General features: G+C 72.2%; 14 protein-coding genes and 1 pseudogene. 9 read left to right on the top strand and 6 right to left on the bottom strand.

Going from position 1 to position 18,760, the window contains the following annotated elements:
• The first annotated feature begins 30 nt into the window (after window positions 1-30).
• The 7 genes and pseudogenes from ACFZAX_RS12035 (at window position 31) to ACFZAX_RS12005 (ending at window position 7,190) form a co-directional block, all read left to right on the top strand.
• Complete coding sequence (locus tag ACFZAX_RS12035; RefSeq protein ID WP_390961512.1) at window positions 31-906, top strand: glycosyltransferase; 876 nt, start codon at window positions 31-33, stop codon at window positions 904-906.
• On the top strand, window positions 906-1,805 hold the full coding sequence (locus ACFZAX_RS12030; RefSeq protein WP_390961046.1) for a glycosyltransferase: 900 nt from the start codon (window positions 906-908) through the stop codon (window positions 1,803-1,805). The genes ACFZAX_RS12035 and ACFZAX_RS12030 overlap by 1 nt, the downstream gene beginning before the upstream one ends.
• 106 nt (window positions 1,806-1,911) lie before the next feature.
• Window positions 1,912-2,349: pseudogene (locus tag ACFZAX_RS12025) on the top strand (GAF and ANTAR domain-containing protein); the annotation flags it as partial.
• 890 nt (window positions 2,350-3,239) lie between these two features.
• A complete protein-coding gene (locus ACFZAX_RS12020; protein ID WP_390961044.1) occupies window positions 3,240-4,553 on the top strand; it encodes an MFS transporter in 1,314 nt (437 codons plus the stop codon).
• Window positions 4,554-4,929: 376 nt separating this feature from the next.
• Window positions 4,930-5,466 (top strand): isochorismatase family protein, encoded by a 537-nt coding sequence (locus tag ACFZAX_RS12015; RefSeq protein ID WP_390961043.1) that lies wholly within the window; start codon window positions 4,930-4,932, stop codon window positions 5,464-5,466.
• Between the two features lie 288 nt (window positions 5,467-5,754).
• Window positions 5,755-6,972: a type III PLP-dependent enzyme gene (locus ACFZAX_RS12010; RefSeq protein WP_390961041.1), complete on the top strand. Its 1,218-nt coding sequence runs from the start codon at window positions 5,755-5,757 to the stop codon at window positions 6,970-6,972.
• A complete protein-coding gene (locus ACFZAX_RS12005; protein ID WP_390961039.1) occupies window positions 6,969-7,190 on the top strand; it encodes a hypothetical protein in 222 nt (73 codons plus the stop codon). The genes ACFZAX_RS12010 and ACFZAX_RS12005 overlap by 4 nt, the downstream gene beginning before the upstream one ends.
• Before the next feature lie 69 nt (window positions 7,191-7,259).
• Here ACFZAX_RS12005 and ACFZAX_RS12000 read toward each other — a convergent pair whose 3' ends face one another.
• From ACFZAX_RS12000 to ACFZAX_RS11975, 6 genes are all read right to left on the bottom strand, one after another.
• Entirely contained in the window at window positions 7,260-8,600 is a 1,341-nt protein-coding gene (locus ACFZAX_RS12000; RefSeq protein WP_390961037.1) for a glutamine synthetase, read from the bottom strand.
• 157 nt (window positions 8,601-8,757) lie between these two features.
• Window positions 8,758-9,792, bottom strand: coding sequence for a beta-ketoacyl-ACP synthase 3 (locus tag ACFZAX_RS11995; RefSeq protein WP_390961035.1), 1,035 nt, complete (start codon window positions 9,790-9,792; stop codon window positions 8,758-8,760).
• Between the two features lie 291 nt (window positions 9,793-10,083).
• Complete coding sequence (locus tag ACFZAX_RS11990; protein WP_390961034.1) at window positions 10,084-10,875, bottom strand: ATP-binding cassette domain-containing protein; 792 nt, start codon at window positions 10,873-10,875, stop codon at window positions 10,084-10,086.
• The gene (locus ACFZAX_RS11985) at window positions 10,872-12,701 is read right to left on the bottom strand and encodes an oligopeptide/dipeptide ABC transporter ATP-binding protein (RefSeq protein WP_390961033.1); all 1,830 of its coding nucleotides are present in this window, start codon (window positions 12,699-12,701) and stop codon (window positions 10,872-10,874) included. The genes ACFZAX_RS11990 and ACFZAX_RS11985 overlap by 4 nt, the downstream gene beginning before the upstream one ends.
• Before the next feature lie 35 nt (window positions 12,702-12,736).
• Entirely contained in the window at window positions 12,737-13,705 is a 969-nt protein-coding gene (locus ACFZAX_RS11980) for an ABC transporter permease subunit (protein ID WP_390961032.1), read from the bottom strand.
• A gap of 13 nt (window positions 13,706-13,718) precedes the next feature.
• Window positions 13,719-15,302, bottom strand: a complete 1,584-nt coding sequence (locus ACFZAX_RS11975; RefSeq protein WP_390961030.1) for an ABC transporter substrate-binding protein — start codon at window positions 15,300-15,302, stop codon at window positions 13,719-13,721.
• 582 nt (window positions 15,303-15,884) lie between these two features.
• On the opposite strand from ACFZAX_RS11975, the gene ACFZAX_RS11970 reads away from it, so the two are divergent.
• Window positions 15,885-16,226, top strand: coding sequence for a DUF5132 domain-containing protein (locus tag ACFZAX_RS11970; protein WP_390961028.1), 342 nt, complete (start codon window positions 15,885-15,887; stop codon window positions 16,224-16,226).
• A gap of 222 nt (window positions 16,227-16,448) precedes the next feature.
• A complete protein-coding gene (locus ACFZAX_RS11965; RefSeq protein ID WP_390961026.1) occupies window positions 16,449-18,746 on the top strand; it encodes an ATP-binding cassette domain-containing protein in 2,298 nt (765 codons plus the stop codon).
• Window positions 18,747-18,760 lie beyond the last annotated feature (14 nt).

The following is an 18,760-nucleotide window of genomic DNA, read 5'->3' as shown; positions in this document are numbered from 1 at the left end:
TGCGCGGCCGACGACCGGACCACGGTCGCCATGATCACCAAGGACCGCCCGGCCAGTGCGTTGCGCACGCTCGACCGGCTGGCGGCGTTGCCCGAACGCCCCCCTGTCGTCGTGGTCGACAACGGACTCGATCCGGCGGTGACCGAGGCGTTGCGTGCCCACCCGATGGGTGCGCTGGTGCTGGCCCCCGGCCGCAACACCGGGGCGCTGGGCCGGAACCTGGCCGTGCGCCACGCGACCACCCCCTACGTGGCCTTCAGCGACGACGACTCCTGGTGGCGGCCAGGCGCTCTACGGCGCGCCGCGGACCTGCTCGACGCCCACCCGCGCCTCGGACTCCTGGCCGCACGCAGCCTGGTCGGCCCGGAGCAACGGGACGATCCGCTGAACGAACTGCTGTCCCGCTCCCCACTGCCGTCGGACGCCGGACTGCCCGGCCGTCCGGTCCTCGGCTTCCTCGGCTGCGCCTGCGTCGTCCGGCGGCGCGCCCACCTGGAAGCGGGTGGCTACCATCCGGTGCTGTTCTTCGGAGCGGAGGAGACGCTGCTGGCCTACGACTTGGCGGCAGCCGGCTGGGGCGTCTCCTACGACCCTTCCGTCACCGCCCACCACCACCCCGACCCCGGCGAGCGCCCCGGCCGCTCCGCGCTCCTGCGCCGTAACGCACTGCTCACCGCCTGGCTGCGCCGACCCGTGCGCGTCGCCCTGCGGCACACGCTGGCGTTGGGCGTCGAGGCCTGGCGCGGTGACGCGGAAGCCGCAGTCGCACTGCGCCAAGCGGGCACCCGGCTCCCCGCGGCCCTGCGCCTGCGTCGCCGCCTGCCGCGCCGGGTCGAACACGCCGTACGCCTGCTGGAACGCCACCCACCCGCGGTGCGGCATACCGAAGAGGAGGGCAGCGCGTGATGGACCCGGACCCCCGCGTCACGGTCGTGGTGATCACCCACAACCGCCGACCGGAACTGCTGCGCACCCTGGACGCCCTGCGCTCCCTGCCCGAGGCGCCCAAGGTCGTCGTGACCGACAACGCCTCCCAGGACGGCACGGCGGAGGTGGTGGGCCGCCTCTTCCCCGAGATCATCCTGCTGACCCCCGGCCGCAACCTGGGCGCGGTCGGCAGAAATCTGGCAGTGGAGCAGGTGAGAAGCCCCTACGTGGCGTTCTGCGACGACGACACATGGTGGGAGCCGCACTCCCTGCGGCGCGCCGCCGATCTCCTCGACACCCGCCCGGGCCTTGCCGCGATCACCGCCCGCATCGTCGTCGAACCCTCGGGGGAGGACGACCCTGTCGTCGCCGACATGCGTGACTCGCCACTCACCGGGCCGGACTGGCTCCCAGGACCGGCCCTGGGCTCCTTCCTGGCCGGTGCGACGGTGATGCGGACCGACGCCTTCCGGTCGGTCGGAGGGTTCCATCCCGGCCTCTGGCTGGGCGGGGAGGAGGAGCTGCTCGCCACCGACCTGCTCAGCCGGGGGTGGTGGCTCGCCCACGTCCCCGATCTGCTGGTCCACCACGCCGCGTCCACGGTCCGCGACAGCACCGAGCGCCGGACCCTCGGCCTGCGCAACACACTCTGGTTCACCTGGCTGCGCCGTCCCATGGGCTCCGCCGTGCGGCGCACTTTCCACCTGCTGCGCACGGTCCCTCGCGACCGGGCTTCGCTGTCCGCCTTCGCACGCGCGGCCACCGGTCTGCCATGGGTGCTCCGGCAACGCCGGCCGGTGGCGCCGCACGTCGAGGCACGCATACGCGCGCTCGAACTGGCGCGCAGGTCGTCCACCGCTCGACAGTACGTCGGCTGAGGGACGCGGCCCGACGACCGATCGCGCTACTCCTGCGGCAGGCGCGCGGCTCCGGCCACCGCTTGGGGGGTGAGCGTCCGGCTGACGAGGCGTTGGGCGACCGCACCGGGAGACCCGCTGGGCCGACTACCCGGCCTACGCGGCAGTCTGCGGCGCCCGGTCCTCGCTCTCCTTGCCCATCGCTCCGCACAGCCACACCGCCGGCGCCCTCAACCTGTACGCACCGCTGCCGAACGTCTTCGACAACGCCGACCTGACGAAGCTGAGACTGCTCGCCGCTCAAGCAACCGGGGCCATCGCCCTGGCCCAGCGCATCGCGGACACGGAGGAGTTCGCGGCCGACCTTGAGGCGGCCCTGCAGTCGCGTACGGTCATCGACCAGGCCATCGGCGTGATCGTCGGCCAGCAGAGGGTCACGCCGGAGAAAGCCTTCGAAGTGCTGCGCACGGCCTCACAGCACCGGAACATCAAGCTTCGTTCGCTGTGCGCCGAGCTGATCGCCAGCATCACCGGCGAAGCACCCCCCCGAAGCGCGGCTCCGCCCGCGCAGGTGACGTGTCCCGGGCGGTGCCTCGGTGCGGTCGGAAGGCGGCAGGGGGTGGCATCGCGCTCATGGCGCGGTCCTGCCGAGTCGCGAGGGGGCGGCCGGAGCCAGGCACGCGGCGACGGCGACTCGACGGTCGTCGAGCCCCCGCCGCCCGCCCGGTTCCCCGGGCCCGTCGATGTGATCCGGGCCCGCTCCGTCACGGGCCGGTGAGGACCTGAGCCGAAAGGTTCTTGATCACGCCGCCGGTCCAGCGCGTCCGTCCCGAGCCCGGTGGTGGCAGAGGAGGCGAGCTCCAGCGGTCCCCAGCGGCTGGGGTGAGTACGGGCTGCCCCCACCGCGCATCGGTACCCGCAACCCCGCCTCGCCGTCGCGGCGCCCCTCCGGCGGGGGCCGCGGCGGGATCGCGCGGCTCGTGACACGGTGCCGCGGCTCCGAGCGATCGTGCACGCGCCTGTCGCCGCAGCCGTGTCGGCCTCGGCGACCGCCTGCACCTCAGGCGCACGGGAGAGCCGACGAGGCCCTGTCCCGATGGTCCGGAGGGTCGCGTGAGGAAAAACACCCGCATGTGTATACGCCTACGTGCCAGGGGATTTGGGGTGAAAGCGGGGGAGTCGGCCGTCCCGCCGCAGCGCGCGAGTCCCGTCGTCGCGGGGGGTTTGTCAAGATGAATGAGCCGGCAGTCCAGAGGGTCTCCTATCGCCCCGGCGACCTCTGCCCGGCACCGAGGCACCACTGCACCGCTCCCACACAGCCCGACGTGTGTCTCTCCCCCCGTCCTCGTCGGAAATGTACGTTCTGTGCCTCCTTTCTCCCTGGCGGTTGCCCGCTCCCGCAAGCCGGTCGCCGCTTCCGACCGGAGCCCATGGCGCTGTCTTCGCAGCCGCAGCATGCGCTGGTGGTCCGTCGCCAACCTCGTGTCGAACACCGGCGCCTGGATGCAGTTGACCGTCCAGAACCTCCTGGTCCTGCAGATCACGGGCTCCGCCGCAGCCACCGGACTGTCGCTGGCGGTGCAGGCAGGCCCCGGGCTGCTGCTCGGGGTCGTCGGAGGCGCGGCCGTCGACCGGTGGCCCCGCAAGACCACCGCGGCGGTCAGCCAGGTGGTGTTGGGGGCGGTCGCCTTCGCCACGGCCGCCCTCATGGCCGGTGATCTGCTCAGCATGCCGGTGCTCCTGCTCCTGGCGGCTGTCACCGGCATCGTGAACACGATCGACGGCCCCGCGACGTCCCTCCTGGGCAATGACCTGGTGCCTGCCCGGGACGTGCCGTCGGCCATCGCCCTCGGTTCGGTGGTCCACAGTTCCGGACGGCTCGCCGGTACGGCGGTGGCGGCTGTCGCGGTGGGAACCCTCGGCACGGCGTCGGCGTACCTGGCGAATGGTCTCTCCTTCCTCTTCGTCGCGGCCGTCATACCGTTCCTCCGCCCGGTGCGAGGCGCGCACCGGGCGGCAGATGTCACCGGGAGCGGCACGACCGTGGCGGAGGCAGGAGCCGGTCCCACCACGGGAAGCCTGCCGATGCGGCGCGGCGTCCGGATCCGGCCCGCCCACGAGGGCGGCGCTCGGGCCGGGCTCGCCTACTTCCGTCGGCGGCCCCGGCTCGTGGCGCTCGCCGCCATCACCGGCCTGAGCTCGGTGTTCGGCCGGAACTACCAGCTGACTCTGGCGGTGCTGGTCGTCGGCCCGCTGCATGCCGGCCAGAGCGACTTCGGCACGGTGTCCACCGTGCTGGCCATCGGCGGAATCGCCGGCGCCGTGGTCGCGGGCCGGCTCCGCAAGCCGTCCGTTCGTCTGGTCGGGGCGCTGGCGGCGTGTGGGGGACTCCTCCAGGTGGCAGCGGGACTCTCGCCGGGACTCGTCGTGCTGATTCTGCTGGTCGTGCCCATGGCGGTGGTCGAGTCCGTCTCCGATACCGCGGGTGCCACAGTGCTGCAGACCGATCCGGCGCCCGAGATGCGGGGCCGGGTACTCGGAGTGTGGCGCAGCGCGAGCACTGCCTGGGGCCTTGTCGGGCCGCCGCTCCTCGGTCTGCTGGTGGAGTACGCCGGAGCCCGGGGAGCTCTGGTCTCCGGCGGACTGCTCATAGCCGTCGGCATTGGCTACGGAGCGCTGCGGCACGGCAGGGCGGCCCGGCGGCCGGTGCGACTGGATCCGGTGCCGACCGCCGCACCGGCGACGGAGATTTTCCTGCCGGTGTCGTGAGGCGGGCCGCCCGGAACCGGACATCGGAAGCCCGCCCTCGTGGCGATGCGGTGCCGGCCGGGCGGGTGATTCGGAACGGCGGCGGGGTAGGAGCATCCGCGTCCGGCGCCCCGCACGAAGCCTGAGGTGTGCCGGGCGTGCGAGCCGGGCATCCGCCAGGCCCGTCGGCCCGCTGACCGAGGAGAGCACACCATGCCGGGAGCAGGGGCCCGAGTCGTACCGGACCTTCCAGCAGAAGACGGACGGCACGACCACCACGCTCCCGGCCCCCTGGGATCGTTCCTCTGCCGTCCGGCCCCGGGGCGGGAGAGTGTGGCCGGACCGCTCTCCACGGCCGCGACTTGCACGAGCCTGGTGCGCTGACACCATGGTCCGTATGGGGAAGAGCGCTCTCATCGTGATCGACATGATCAACACGTACGATCACCCGGACGCGGACCTCCTCGTCCCGTCCGTACGGAAGGCACTGCCCCACGTCGTACGCCTGCTGGAGCGGGCGCGCACCGTGGGGGTGCCGGTCATCTTCGTCAACGACAACTACGGGCAGTGGCGCTCCCACCACGGTGAGCTGGTCGAGACCGCCCTGGCCGGACCGCGAGCGGAGCTGGTCCGCCCCGTGCGGCCGGACGACGAGTCCCTGTTCGTGATCAAGGCCAGGCACTCGATCTTCTACGAGACGCCCCTCAGTTACCTGCTCGACCAACTCGGGGCGGATCACGTCGTGCTGACGGGACAGGTCACCGAACAGTGCGTGCTGTACTCCGCCCTCGATGCCCATATCCGCCACCTGCGGGTGACGATTCCGCAGGACGCCGTCGCCCACATCCACGAGGAACTCGCGGCCGCCGCACTGCTGATGATGGAACGCAACATGGGAGCGACGATCACGACGGCCGAAGCAGCGCAGTTCTGAAGACTGCCCCGCGTCGGTCGCGAGCCGCTGCGCGGCGCGGGCGCAGGGCCGAGCCGTCACGCGTGCGTGGAGTACGGCCGGAAGGAAATCCGTCCGCGCGTCATAACCACCAGTGACCTGCCTCGTTCCCTCTCATGGGTGCCGGACGCCAAGGGCATCGATCATCCAGTCGGAACAGGGAGTTCACGCGTGAGGCCTCAGGCCACCGACAAGTGTCAGATCACCGAACAGCGTCGGCCGGCCGACCGCGGCAGAACCGGTCAACGTGCTCCGACTGCGCCGGTCGCAGTGACGTCGGCCCCGCCCCCCGTCGGCCGGTACGGCGGTTCCGCCCTGCGTGCCGCGCTCGCCGCCGCGACCGAGGACACCATCATCTACGACCTGGAAGGAATCGGCCGCCAGTACACCGCCCTGTGCGCCGAACTTCCCGGCGCCGCAGTCCGGTTTGCCATGAAGGCGTGCCCGGTCGATGAGGTGCTCGGTCATCTCGCCCGGCTCGGCTCCGGGTTCGACGCGGCCGGCCCGCAGGAGATCGCCCAGGCGCTGCGCACCGGGGTGGCCCCCGGGCTGATCCACTACGGCAACACCGTCAAGTCCGACCGCAACATCGCCGACGCCTATCGACTGGGCGTGCGCGACTTCGCGACCGACAGCCGGGAGGACGTCGCCGCGATCGCCGAACACGCTCCGGGATCAGCGGTGTTCTGCCGGATCGCGACCACCGGCGACGGCGCGCTGTGGGGCTTGAGCCACAAGTTCGGCTGCTCGCCCGAGGACGCCCTGCGGGTGCTCATCGCCGCCCGGGATGCCGGACTGGTGCCGTCCGGCCTGTCGGTGCACGTCGGCTCCCAGCAGATGACGGCCGAAGCCTGGAGCGAGGCGATCGAGACACTGGCCGGCTCGCTGGAGACGCTCAACCGGCACGGCATCGTTCTGGACCGGATCAATCTCGGTGGCGGCCTGCCCGCCCTCGGCGTCCTCGACCGCAGCGGCCGGCCGCTGGAGCCGCCCCTGGACAAGATGTTCGCGGTGATGCGCGACGGCATGGAACGGCTGCGCGCCGTCAACGGGGCCCCACTCTCCTTCCTGCTGGAGCCCGGCCGCCACCTGGTCGCCGACCACGGTGCGATCCGTGCCCACGTCGCCCGGCTCACCTCCCGACTGCGGGCCGACGGTTCGCGTGAGAACTGGCTCTACCTCAGCTGCGGCAAGTTCAACGGACTTTATGAGATGGATCAGTTGCAGTACCGGCTGGAGTTCCCGGCCGGGCCCCACGGGCAGTTCGTCGACGCGGTGGTGGCCGGTCCGACGTGCGACAGCGACGACGCGTACGCCCAGGAGGGCGGCTTGGTACGGGTCCCGCGCACCATCGCCTCCGGTGACCCGGTCTGGGTCCACTCCTGCGGTGCGTACGCCGTCGCCTACGCCACCCGGGGGTTCAACGGCTTCGCGCCGCTGCCGTACACGTGCGTCGCCGGCTCGGCCCGGAACGGAGAAGGCGGATGACCGGCACCAGGATCAGCCACCTCCTGGAGGCGGACCGGGACGCGGTGGTCCCGCTGGAGGCACGTGCCTGCACGGCGAGCGGCCTGGCCGAGTGGCGGGAAACGCTGCGTTCCCGGCACCGTGCCTCGCCGTCGACGTGCTTCGTCCTGGAGTACGAGGGTGAGTTCGGCGGCTACTGCTCGCCCTGCCGTACCCGCTTCACCGGTGTCCCGACCTGAGCCTGGCCGAGGTGCGCGCCGTTCGGGAGAGCGTTCGGGAGAGCGGTGGGGGAGGGGCAGGGAGAGCGGTCAGTATCGCCAGCGAACGGCTTCGATGACGTCCGAGTCCGTGTGCCCCGCGAACAGCTCCGCCTCGGCACGCCGGACGGCCAGTACGGCCTGGTACAGCTCGGGGCCGAGTCCCTGCCGGAGGAGAGCGGACTTCTCGAACGCGTCGGTGGCTTCCGGCAGACTCGACGGGAGACGCTCGGCGTTGCCGGCCGCGGCGGGGTCGCCCAGCGTCTCAGGAGGCAGCGGCATGCCGGCGTCGAGTCCGGCGAGTCCGGCGGCCAGTACCCCGCCGACCGCCAGGTACGGATTGGCGGCCGCGTCGAAGCACTTGACCTCGGCGTTCGCCTGCCCCGCGGCGGTACCGGTGATCAGGCGCAGGGCGGCCTCGCGGTTCTCCAGGCCCCAGCAGCGGTAGGCACCGGCGAAGTGGGAGGGAACCAGACGCAGATAGGAGGCGACAGCCGGCGCGCCGAGAGCGAGCAGGGCCGGCAGCTCGGCGAGCACTCCCGCGAAGAAGTGCTCGGCCTCGGGGTGCAGACCATGACGGCCGGGACCGGCGTGCCCGAGGTTCTGTCCCTGCCGCCAGAGACTGAGGTGGAGGTGGCCGCCGTTGCCGATCGCGCCCTCGGTGAAGACGGGGGCGTACGAGACGCGCAGCCCGTGACGGGCGGAGACGGCCCGGACGGTGTGGCGTACCAGCATCGTGGTGTCGGCCGCCTCGACCGGGCCCTCGGCGGCCACCGAGACCTCGAACTGCCCGGCGGCGTACTCGGGATGGAGTTGCAGCACGGTCAGGCCCTGTGCGGTGAGGGCGCGAAGCACCTCGCGCAGGTAGTCCGAGTGCTCGATGAAGCGGGTCATGCCGTAACCGGGCGCGGACGTCGCGGGGTCTCCGGCGGCGTCGGCCACCACCCACTCGATCTCGATCCCGGCGCGCACCGAGAGCCCGCGCCGCTCGACGGCCTCGGTGGCCCGGCGGGCGAAGCCTCGCTGGCAGCCCGGGTGCGGGGTGCCGTCCTGGGCGTAACGGTCGGCCGGAGCCCAGGCCCAGCCGGGCTGGGCGGCGAGCGGGGTGAGCCGGTCCAGGTCGGGGACGAGCCGCAGGTCGCCCGTCGGGCCGGTACTCGAAGCCGTGGTGGTGAAGGAGTCGTCCACCAGGGAGACGTCGAAGCAGGGGACGGCGCCGACACCGTGCTCGGCGGCGTGCCGGAGTCGGGCGAGCGGAACGGACTTCACGCGGGTGAGCCCGGCGTTGTCGACCCAACCGAACACCACCCCGTCGATTCCGTCGGAGGCGAGCCGGACTTCGGCCGCCCGGGCCCGAGCGGCCCGCTCGGCCTGTGAGTGCGTGATGGTCATGCCGTCCATGCTGGCGCTCGCGGCAGCGGGATCACCGGCGGACGTAGGGGAGTTCACTCGTCCGTGAACGACCGGAGCGGCGACGTGACACCCCGTCCTGGCTGCCGGGGTTCCACCGGCCCCCGGCAGCCGCAGAGTCGTACGGGACATGGGTCGGTCAAGCGTGCCGGAGGCACAGGGACCCCCACTGGAAGCCCGCGCCGATGCCGGACAGCACGTAGATGTCTCCGGGGAGCAGGGAGCCTTCGGCGACGGCCGTGTGGAGTGCGGTGAACACACCGGCCGACCCGGTGTTTCCCAGTCGGTCGATGGTGACGGGGGCGCGTTCGCGCGGGACTCCCAGGGCAGCCGTGGTCTCGTTGAGGATGTTCAGGTTGGCCTGGTGCAGGAAGAAGTGCCGCACCTGGTCGATCGGCACGCCGGCGCGTCGAACGGCGCCGGCGATGCTCTCGGGCAGACAGGTGGTCGCCGCGTTCCAGACGGCGCGGCCGTCCATGGACAGATAGTGGTCCCCGGCGGCGACGGTGGCGGCGCTGGCGGGCATCCGGGAGCCTCCTGCGGGGATCTGGACGTCGTAGGACAGCCGGGAGCCCAGACTGTAGGAGAGGAGGCCCGAACCGGGGCCGTCGGTGCGGGTGAGGACGACGGCCGCCGCGGCGTCGCCGAAGAAGACACCGGTGGTGCGGTCGGTGGGATCGGTGACCCTGGAGGCGCAGTCGGCCGCGAGCAGCAGAACGGTGGTGATGGAGGGGTTCTGCAGAAGGTGGGCGGCGATCAGCATGGCCTGGATGCCGGAGGCACAGGCGGCTGTCGTGACGTCCAGGGAGAGGGCGCGGTGGGCGCCGAGGGCTTCCTTCACGATGAGTGCCGTGGACAGGAGCGGCTGGTCCCAGGTGTAGGTGGCGACGATGACCGCGTCCAGCCGACCGGGCTCGACACCGGCGGCCTCCAGGGCCGGACGGGCGGCGTCGACACACATGTCGGAGGTGGCCAGGTGCGGTGCCAGACGACGGCGTTCGCGGATGCCGGTACGGCTCGTGATCCATGCGTCGCTGGTGTCCAGGGACCGGGTGAGCTCCTCGTTGGTGACGACGGTCGGCGGCAGGTGGATTCCCGTTCCGGCGATGGCGAACGGTACGGACAGGCCCGCGCCGGTCTGGTGGAGCGTGGTCTGTTCCGGGGCGACGGTCATGTCACGGCGCTCCGCCCGGGGGCCACCGCTGCTCCTCGAAGAATTCCCATGTTCCGTATCTCTCCATCGGTAGAAAATTGACCCGGTGACGGCGGGCCGTCCCATTCAAATCCGCCGCATCATCTCACGGAAATCAGGTCGTAAAATCAATCTCTCATTCGATAGCGTGATGAATTGTTTGATCGCTTGACAGTGAATTTCTGGGAATGCGTGTCGTGCCCCGCGAGCGCGTCTGCCGGGAACCCTTCTCCGGCCGTGCGGTCGGCCCCGCCGCGTCCTGCGGCCCGGGTTTCAGGAAGACCTCTGCCCCGGCACGGCGGCGCGCAGGGACGGCACGGAGGCGAGCAGAGTCCGGGTATAGGGGTGGCTCGGTGCGCGCAGGATCGTCCCGGTGGGAGCGATCTCGACGATCCGGCCGTGCCGCATGACCGCCACGACGTCCGAGACGTGGCAGACCGCCGGCAGGTTGTGGCCGATGAAGAGCATGGAGAGCCCGAGCTGCCGCTGGAGTCCCCGCATCGTGTTGAGCACGGAGGCCTGCACCGAGACGTCCAGCGCCGAGGTGACCTCGTCGGCGATCAGCAGGCCCGGTTCGACGGACAGGGAGCGGGCCAGGGCGACCCGCTGCCGCTGGCCGCCGGACAACTGGCGCGGCAGGCGATCGGCGAGCCCGGGATCCAGTCCGACCAGGCCGAGCAGCTCGGTGACGCGCTCGGCGCGGGCGGCCCGGTCGAGCCGGCGGAAGACCGTGGCGGCCTCGACGAGCGTCTGACGAGCCGTCATTCGCGGATCGAGCGCAGTGTCCGGGTCCTGGCGGACGATCTGGACCAGGCGGCCGACCCGCCGCCGGTCGCCGACGGTACGGGTGCGCACCTCGCGGCCGTCCACCAGGACTCGGCCACTGTGTACGGGAACGAGGCCGACGATCGCGCCGGCCAGGCTCGACTTCCCCGATCCGGATTCCCCGACGAGACCGAGGGTGGTGCCGGACGGGATCTCCAGCGAGACGCCGTCCACGGCGGCGGGGGAGTCCCGGGGCCCGGGGTGGCGGACGATGAGGTCGATCAGCTGAAGAGTGGTCATGACGCGGGCACCGCCTCCGGGGCCGTCGCCGGTACCGGATGCCAGCAGGCGACCCGGTGGCCGCTGGCGACGTCCTCGAGCGGGGGAGCCTGCTCGGCACAGCGGTCCTGGCGGCGCGGGCAGCGAGGCTCGAACGGGCACCCCGCCGCGGGCGCGAACGGGTCGGGCGGCGCGCCCTCGACGGTCGGCAACGGCCGGCCCCGGTCGGCGGTGAGGTCCGGTACGGATGCGATCAGGGCCCGGGTGTACGGATGCCGGGCTCCGTCGGCGAGGCGGTCCACGGGCAGGGCTTCGACGATGGTGCCCGCGTACATCACCAGGATCCGTTCGCAGAACTCGCCCACGAGCGCGACGTCGTGGCTGATGAACAGGATCGCCGCGGACGTGTCCCGCCGGAGGTCGGTGAGCAACCGGGTGATCTGGCGCTGCACGGTGACGTCGAGAGCGGTGGTCGGTTCGTCGGCGATGATCAGTCCCGGCCGCACCATCAACCCCGAGGCGATCATCACCCGCTGGCGCTGGCCGCCGGAGAGCTGGTGAGGACGTGAGCGCAGCAGCGCCGGGGGCAGCGCCACGCGGGTCAGGGCGTCGGCGGCATCCGCGGCGGCCTGCGCGCGGCTCGCACCCCGGTGGGCCCGGACCGTCTCGGTGAGCTGGGTGCCGACGCGCAGGGACGGGTTGAGCGCCGAGGCCGGGTTCTGGAAGATCACCGACAGGCCCGTCGCGAGGTGCCGGTCCCGTTCCTTCGGTGTCAGGGCGGAGAGGTCCTTCCCGAGCAGGCGCAGCGTGCGCCTCGACGCCCGGGCGCCGTACGGGAGCAGGTCGGCGAGGGCGAGCGCGGTGAGCGACTTGCCCGACCCCGATTCGCCGACGAGGCCGACGATCTCGCCCGGCCGGAGGGACAGGCTCACGCCGCGCACGGGCCGGATCGTGCCGCGAGAGGTGAGGAGTTCGACGGAGAGGTCCTCGACCTGGAGGACCAGCCCGTCCTCGGCGGGACCACTCGGAGCGGGCACCGGTGCGGGGTCGCGCCGCACGGGCCCGCGCCGTGCGACGTTCCCGGCCAGGACCTCTCCGAGCAGCTGGAAGGTCAGAGCCGCGTAGAGGATGGCCGAGCCGGGGGCGAGCGCCGGCACCGGCTCGGCGTAGATCCGGTCGAGCCCCTGGCTGAGCAGCTGTCCCCAGTCGTAGCCGGGCGGCTGGACGCCCAGTCCGAGGAAGCTCAGCCCCGAGAGCGCGACCAGGGCGGTGCCCCCCGCCGTGGTGACGCTCAGGAGCAGCGGCTCCGCGATGTTGGGCAGGACGTGCCGCCACAGCAGGCGGTGGCGGCGCAGGCCGAGCACCCTGGCCGCGGCCAGGTGATCGGTGCCCGCGACGCCTGCGGCCAGGGTCTGGGCGAGCCGGGCGAACCCCGGGACGGCCGCCGCGGCCAGGGCCAGCACCGCCCCGGTGGCGCCCGCCCCGAAAACGACCGCGAGGAACATCGCGACGAGGAGGGCCGGGAAGGCGAGCAGGAGGTTGATCAGCCCGCCGGTCAGCCGCCGTCCGCGTCGCCCGAGGACGGCGGTGCACGCCCCGAGGAGTACTCCCGCGCCCGCGCCGAGCAGCACCGCCGAGAGCGCGAGCAGCAGGGAAGGGCGGGTGGCCGTCAGGACGCGGGCGAGCAGGTCCCTGCCGAGGCCGTCGGTGCCGAACGGATGCGTGGGGGAAGGGCCTTGGAGCACGGCCGACGGGTCAGGGCGGTCGGCCGCCGCACCCCAGACCATGGGGCCGGCCACAGCGAGCGCGACGAGCGACGCCAGCATGACCGCGGTGACCCAGGCCATGGGAGAACGTGGACGTACGGACAGGGGCCTCATGGTCACATCTCCCGGATCGCCGAGCGCGGATCGAGCAGGGTGAGCAGCACGTCCACCAAGAGGCCGGCGAGCAGCACGGTGGTGCCGAGCACCAGAACCATGGCCTGGACCACCGGGTAGTCCTGCGCGACCACGGACTGGGCCATGGCCGAGCCGATACCTGGCCAGGCGAAGACCTTCTCGACGAGCACGGTGCCGGCGATCAGAGCGGGCAGCAGGCTTCCGGCGACGGTGAGCGCGGCGGACGCCATGTTCGGTGCCGCGTGCCGGAGGTAGCGGCGTGCCGAGGACAGCCGTTTGCTCCGGGCGGTGCGCAGATAGTCCTCGTTCAGCACCTTCAGTGCCTCCACCCTGACGATGCGCAGCAGTACGGCGGTGGGAGCGAGGGCGAGCGCGACGACGGGCAGGATCAGCGACTCGGCGCCCGCGGCCCCGGCCACCGGGAGCAGTTGGAGGCCCACGGCCAGCAGCGCGGTGAGTCCGGCGGCCAGGACGAAGTCCGGTACCCCCGTCAGACCGGCGGTGACCGCCGTGAAAACCAGCTCGGTGCGCGGGCGCCGGCCGTCACGGGTGCGGACGGCGGCCAGCAGGCCGCCGGGCAGAGCGACGGTGAGGGCCGTCAGGAAGGCGAGGACGGCGATCTCCAGGGTGGCGGGCAGCCGGGTGCGGACCAGCTCGGCGACCGGTGCGCCCGTGACCAGGGACGTGCCGAGGTCGCCGTGCAGCAGGCCGTGGAGGTAGTGGCGGTACTGGGAGAGGAAGGGGGTGTCGAGCCCGAGGTCGTGCCGGCGGGCGGCCACCAGGCCGGGGGAGGCGTCGACGCCGAGAGCGGCCCGGACCGGATCGCCGGGAATGAGGCGGATCATCGCGAAGGACGCGGTGACCACGACTGCCAGGGAGAGGAGCAGCCGGGCGCCGCGGCGGCCGAGGAACACGGTCCAGGGGTGCCGCGACGGCTGGGATGCAGACATGGTGGGCCCCAGGTCACTGATGGAGGCGGATGCTGGTGGGAACGAGCCGGCCGCCGAAGGTGGTGGTGAAGGTGGTGCGGTAGCCGTACAGGCCGCTGCTGCCGTTGGCGATCGGCAGCGCGTCGGCCGAGCGGAAGAGAGCGGCGGCGGCCCGGTTCCAGGTGCCGCATCCCGACGTGTCGGTCTCCCGGAGAGCCCGGGAGACCAGGGCGTCGTACTCGGGGTTGGCCACCCCCGCGAAGTTGAGTCCCCGGGCCGGGGTGGGGCCGGAGAAGAAGGAGACGAAGCCGACCGGCAGGGCGAACCCCGGCGTGCTGCCGACCACCACGTCGAACTCGGCGCTCCGGTACATCGCGTTGACGAGGGCCGGCAGGCTCTCGGACACCAGATCGACCTCGGCGCCGAGCGCCGTCCACTCCCGGGTCATGAGCTCGGCGACGGAGACCAGGGTCGGGCCGAGGTCGGGACTGGTGAGCAGGCGGAGCCGGAGCGGTCGGCCGTCCTTGGTGAGCGGGCCGTCGGCGGATCGGGTCCAGCCGGCCGCCCGGAGGGCGTCGGGGGCCTCGTGCGCGGGCAGATGGGCGTCGGCGAGGTCGGCGTGGCAGACGGAGCCCTCGGCACCGAAGTCGGTGGCGGGTTCTCCGGTGCCGCCGACGGCGACGTTGGCGAGCCCCCGGCGGTCGAGAGCGGAGACCAGGGCGCGGCGCAGTGCCCGGTCGGAGAGCACCCGCCCGGGACGCTGGTTGAAGAAGGTCAGCCCGACCACGGTCGCCACGTCGGTGGTGGACAGGCCGCGTCCGGTGAGCCGGGCGCGGTCCGGCCCGCTCACACCGGCGATCTCGACGCCCCCGGTGAGCAGCAGATTCGCAGCAGTGGACGCCTGGGGCACCACCGAGAGGACGATGCGCGCGGGGAGGCCGGGTTCCCTGGTCGTCGCCCCGGAGGGGCCCCAGGAGTAGCCGTCGCGGACGGTGAACTCGTACGGTCCGCCGGGGGTGTAGCGGGTCAGTACGTAGGGGCCGGTGCCCTGGGTGGTGCGGTCCAGTGAGTCGGGCCGGTCGAGGCCCGCGGGGCAGACGATCGGCAGCAGACCGATGGTGCGGGTGAGGAACGGGAAGGGGGCGGCGGCGGTCGCCGACACCGTGCCGCCCCCGTCGTCGGCGCTCGCTTCGAACGGGACGTTCGGCAGGACGGTCTGGGCGCCCGCGAGCTGGTTGGCCGGGTCGCCCGCGTAGGTGAGCGCGCGGGCCACCGCCGAGGCGGTGAGCTTGGTCCCGTCGGAGCAGGTGACGCCCCGGCGGAGGGTGAAGGTGGCCGTGGTGGCCGTGGCCCGCCACGAGGTGGCCAGGCCGGAGACCAGGCCACCGCCGGGAGCGAGGTTGACCAGGGAGTCGTAGGCGTAGCCGGACTGGGCGGCGCCGAACGCGGAGTACGGGTCGAAACTCGGGGTCTCGCTGGTCCCGGCGATCCGTACGGCGCCGCGGATCACCAGCGGGGTGGTGGTCGAGGAGGTGGCGCTTCCGCCGCAGCCGCCCAGTGCGACGGCGGAAGCGGTGAGGGCGGCCGCCAGGGCGACCGGCGGGGAGCGTCGGAACATGGCGTCATGGTGCCATCGGGGTGTCGGTCCTGGTCATCCAACTGGCTTGTGCGGTAAGGGCGTTCGAATGGCACGAGCCGCCTGGCAGCTGGGCGGCGGGCGGTCGGGGGCTGCGGGGCGGTCAATCCCGGTTCACCCGTACGAGGGGGGCTGGACTCGTCGTGCCTGTCGGCCGGGCGGGGGCGAGGGTGCTTGCGCGGGGCGCGGGACTTCCCCGGATCGGGGCGGAGGCAAAGTGCCGTCCCGCCGTCGCCGCTGCGACGGGCATCACGGAAAGGAAATATGGCGAGAGAGATAATCGGATAATCGCATTGAGTGCTTTTCTGGGGCGCATGGTTCACGGGTTACGCGCAAAGAATCATGAACACTCGCACGAGTGAACGGGGAGGGCTGCTTGGCCCAGACGGGTGTGATTCCGCTACGGTGATCACGGGATCGGATGGTGAGTTCCGCGTCCGGGAATCCGATGGGCCGGGTGAGTCCCGGATATTCGAGAATGAATCCCGCCCGGTCGTGTGCTGATTCGGATGTCGTCATGTCCGGGTTCCCTGTCATACGTATGTGTGGAGAGGATGGAGAATCATGCCGCCAGTAGTCCCGCCATTCCTGATCGGCCTCATCGTCGCGCCGCTGGCCAAGCGCCTGCTCAAGCCGCTGGTGAGCGGAGTCGTCAGGACGTCGGTCGGTATCGCGATGGAGGTCAAGAAGGCGGCCCAGGAGGCCGGGGAGAACATGCACGACCTCGCGGCCGAGGTGGCCGCCGACGTGGTGGCCGCCCAGATCGCCGCCAGTGAGACCGAAGGGCACTCCGTCGTCGGCCAGCGTGCCGCCACCAAGGACGCGGCCGTCGACCGCCCCGAAGGGGAGACGAGGACCCCGAAGATCCGTTCGACCGCAGGCTCCGCCTCCGGCAAGTCCCACTGACGGCCCGTAGGAACCAGGGCCGCCGCCAGGCGTGCGTGCCGATCGATCTCGGCGGAGCGTGCCCGGGCGGCGGCCGTTGGCAGGCCGTCCGGCCGCAGGGATCCGCCGCTCAGTGATTCCTCCCGTCGCCGCGTTCCGTGTTCAGGCTTTCCCGCTTCGTCGCCGCATTCCGTCGTGTCCACGACGGATTCCCGCGACCTCCGCAAACAGGTGATCGTACACATGCCATCGCTACTGGGTGCCGCAGCCGGATTCCACGCCGTGGAATCGAGTGCGAGCCCGCGCTCGGTCGTCCCGGGCCGTCAGCGCTGGGACGTCGAGCTGGTGCTCGGGCGCCCCCGCACGGCCGAGATCCTCGCCGCCGTGCTGCGTCGCGTTCCAGGGATCACCGAGGCCCGGGCCAACCCGGTCACCGGTGGCGTGCTCGTCCGGCACGACGCGCGGCTGCTCGCCGCGGACGTCGGCCGGATCATCCGCGGAGCCGTCACCCGAGTTGCGGAGAACGCGACCGGAGCGGGACGTCCGGCACGGCCGGCCGGCCCCGCCGTCACCGCGGCCCCGCGGACCGACCGCGGCCTGGTCGTGCGCCCGGTGCTCGCCGTCGGCGGCATCGTGGCCGGGGCCACGCTGATCAAGGGGGTGGCGAGGAAGGGGCAGTTGGTGGCGGCGGGCGGGGTTGCCGCAGCGACCGCGTTCGTCCTTCGGAAAGCCTGGCGCACAACGGCCGAGGGGGCCCGGCACGCGGCCGGGACCGGTGCCGAAGGCCACCCGCTGCTGGAGATCGTCGGTCCGCACCGCCGCCGCCTCTACCGGGCGGCGGCCCTCTCCGTCGCCTGCCAGGCCGCCGAGATGGCGCTCGGCACCTTCCTCGGATGGACCGGCCTCGTCCTCATCAAGGGCGAGGCGGCCCCGCTGGTCGGCCTCGGCCTGACCACGGCATCGGCCCAACTCCTGGGGCTGGCAGGGCTGGTGGCCGCCGCATGTGCCGCGGTGGCCGGTCTCTCCTACGCCTCGAACCTCCAATGGCGCCGACTCGGCCAGGACATCGAGCACGACTGGCGAAGCCGTACCTACCGGCACGTCCAGCACCTCGAACTGGGGCACCTGGAGGGCGAGCGGACCAGCCGGGTGACCGGCGCGCTCACCAACGACGTTGGCCAGCTGGGCGCCTTCTTCGCCGGCCCGGCCAATGACGTTCTGCAACTCGGCACCAGCCTCGCCGTCCTGGTGCCCGCGTTTCTCCTGCTGGCACCCCAGATCGCCTGGATCGCGTTCCTGCCGATCCCGATCGTCGCCTGGCTCTCACTGCGCCACCAGGGCGAGGCCGCGGCGACCTACGCCGCCACCGGGGAGCAGCGGGCCAGGCTCGGCAGCCAGGTGATCAACTCGCTCGAAGCCGGTGCGACCGTCAAGAGCTTCTGCACCGAGGAGTACGAGGCGACACGCGTCGACGAGCTGAGCGAGTCGGTGCAGGAGAGCAGCCGGCAGGCCGACCGGACCACGATCCGCCACGTCGAGACCGTACGGGCCTGGACCACCGCGTCCATGGCCGGCACCCTTCTGATCGGCGGTCGGTCGGTACTCAACGGCACCCTGCGCTTCGAGGTGTTCAGCCCACTCATCGGACTGCCCCAGATGCTGCTGATGCGGATGAGCCGGCTCGGCGGCATCGCCGATCAGTACCAGCGCACCCTTGCGTCCTACGACCGGGTCCAGCGCCTGCGCGCCCTGCCCGTCGAGGCCGACAGCGGCGACGGGCAGCTCGAACTCACCGAAGTGCGGGGCGAGATCGTCCTCGACGGGGTCACCTTCGCCTACCCCGGCCGCCCGGCGACACTGGAGGACCTCTCCCTGACCATCCCGGCCGGGCAGGTGACCGCCCTGGTGGGAGCCACCGGCTCGGGCAAGACGACGATCGCCAAACTGCTGATGCGCTACCAGGACGCGGAGTCGGGCCGGGTGCTGCTCGACGGGCAGGACGTCCGGGATCTGCGGCGCCACGACCTGCGCCACGCCGTCGGCTTCGTCGCGCAGGATCCATTCCTCTTCGACGGCAGCATCGCCGACAACATCCGCTACGGCACCTTCGGCGCCTCGCACGAGGACGTGGTCCGGGCCGCCGCCATGGCCGAGGCGCACACCTTCGTCGCCACCCTGCCCGAAGGCTACGACACCCTGATCGGTGAACGCGGCGCCACGCTCTCCGGTGGCCAGCGGCAGCGGATCGCCCTGGCGCGCGCGATCCTCAAGGACTCACCCGTCGTCATCCTCGACGAGGCCACCTCCGCCGTGGACAACGAGACCGAGGCCGCCATCCAGCGCACGCTGCGCAGCTTCGCGGCGGACCGGACGATGATCGTCATCGCGCATCGCCTCTCCACGGTCCGCCACGCCGACCGGATCTACGTCATGGACAAGCGCGGCATCGTCGCCGAGCAGGGCACCCACGACGAACTCCTCGCCCAGCACGGGCTCTACGCATCCCTCTGGCAGCTCCAGGCCGGCGACATCGCCGCCTGACCCGCAGACGAGGC

Source organism: Streptomyces sp. NPDC008125 (assembly GCF_042957125.1).
GTDB lineage: Bacteria > Actinomycetota > Actinomycetes > Streptomycetales > Streptomycetaceae > Streptomyces.
This window is presented reverse-complemented; position numbering and strand designations above follow the sequence as displayed.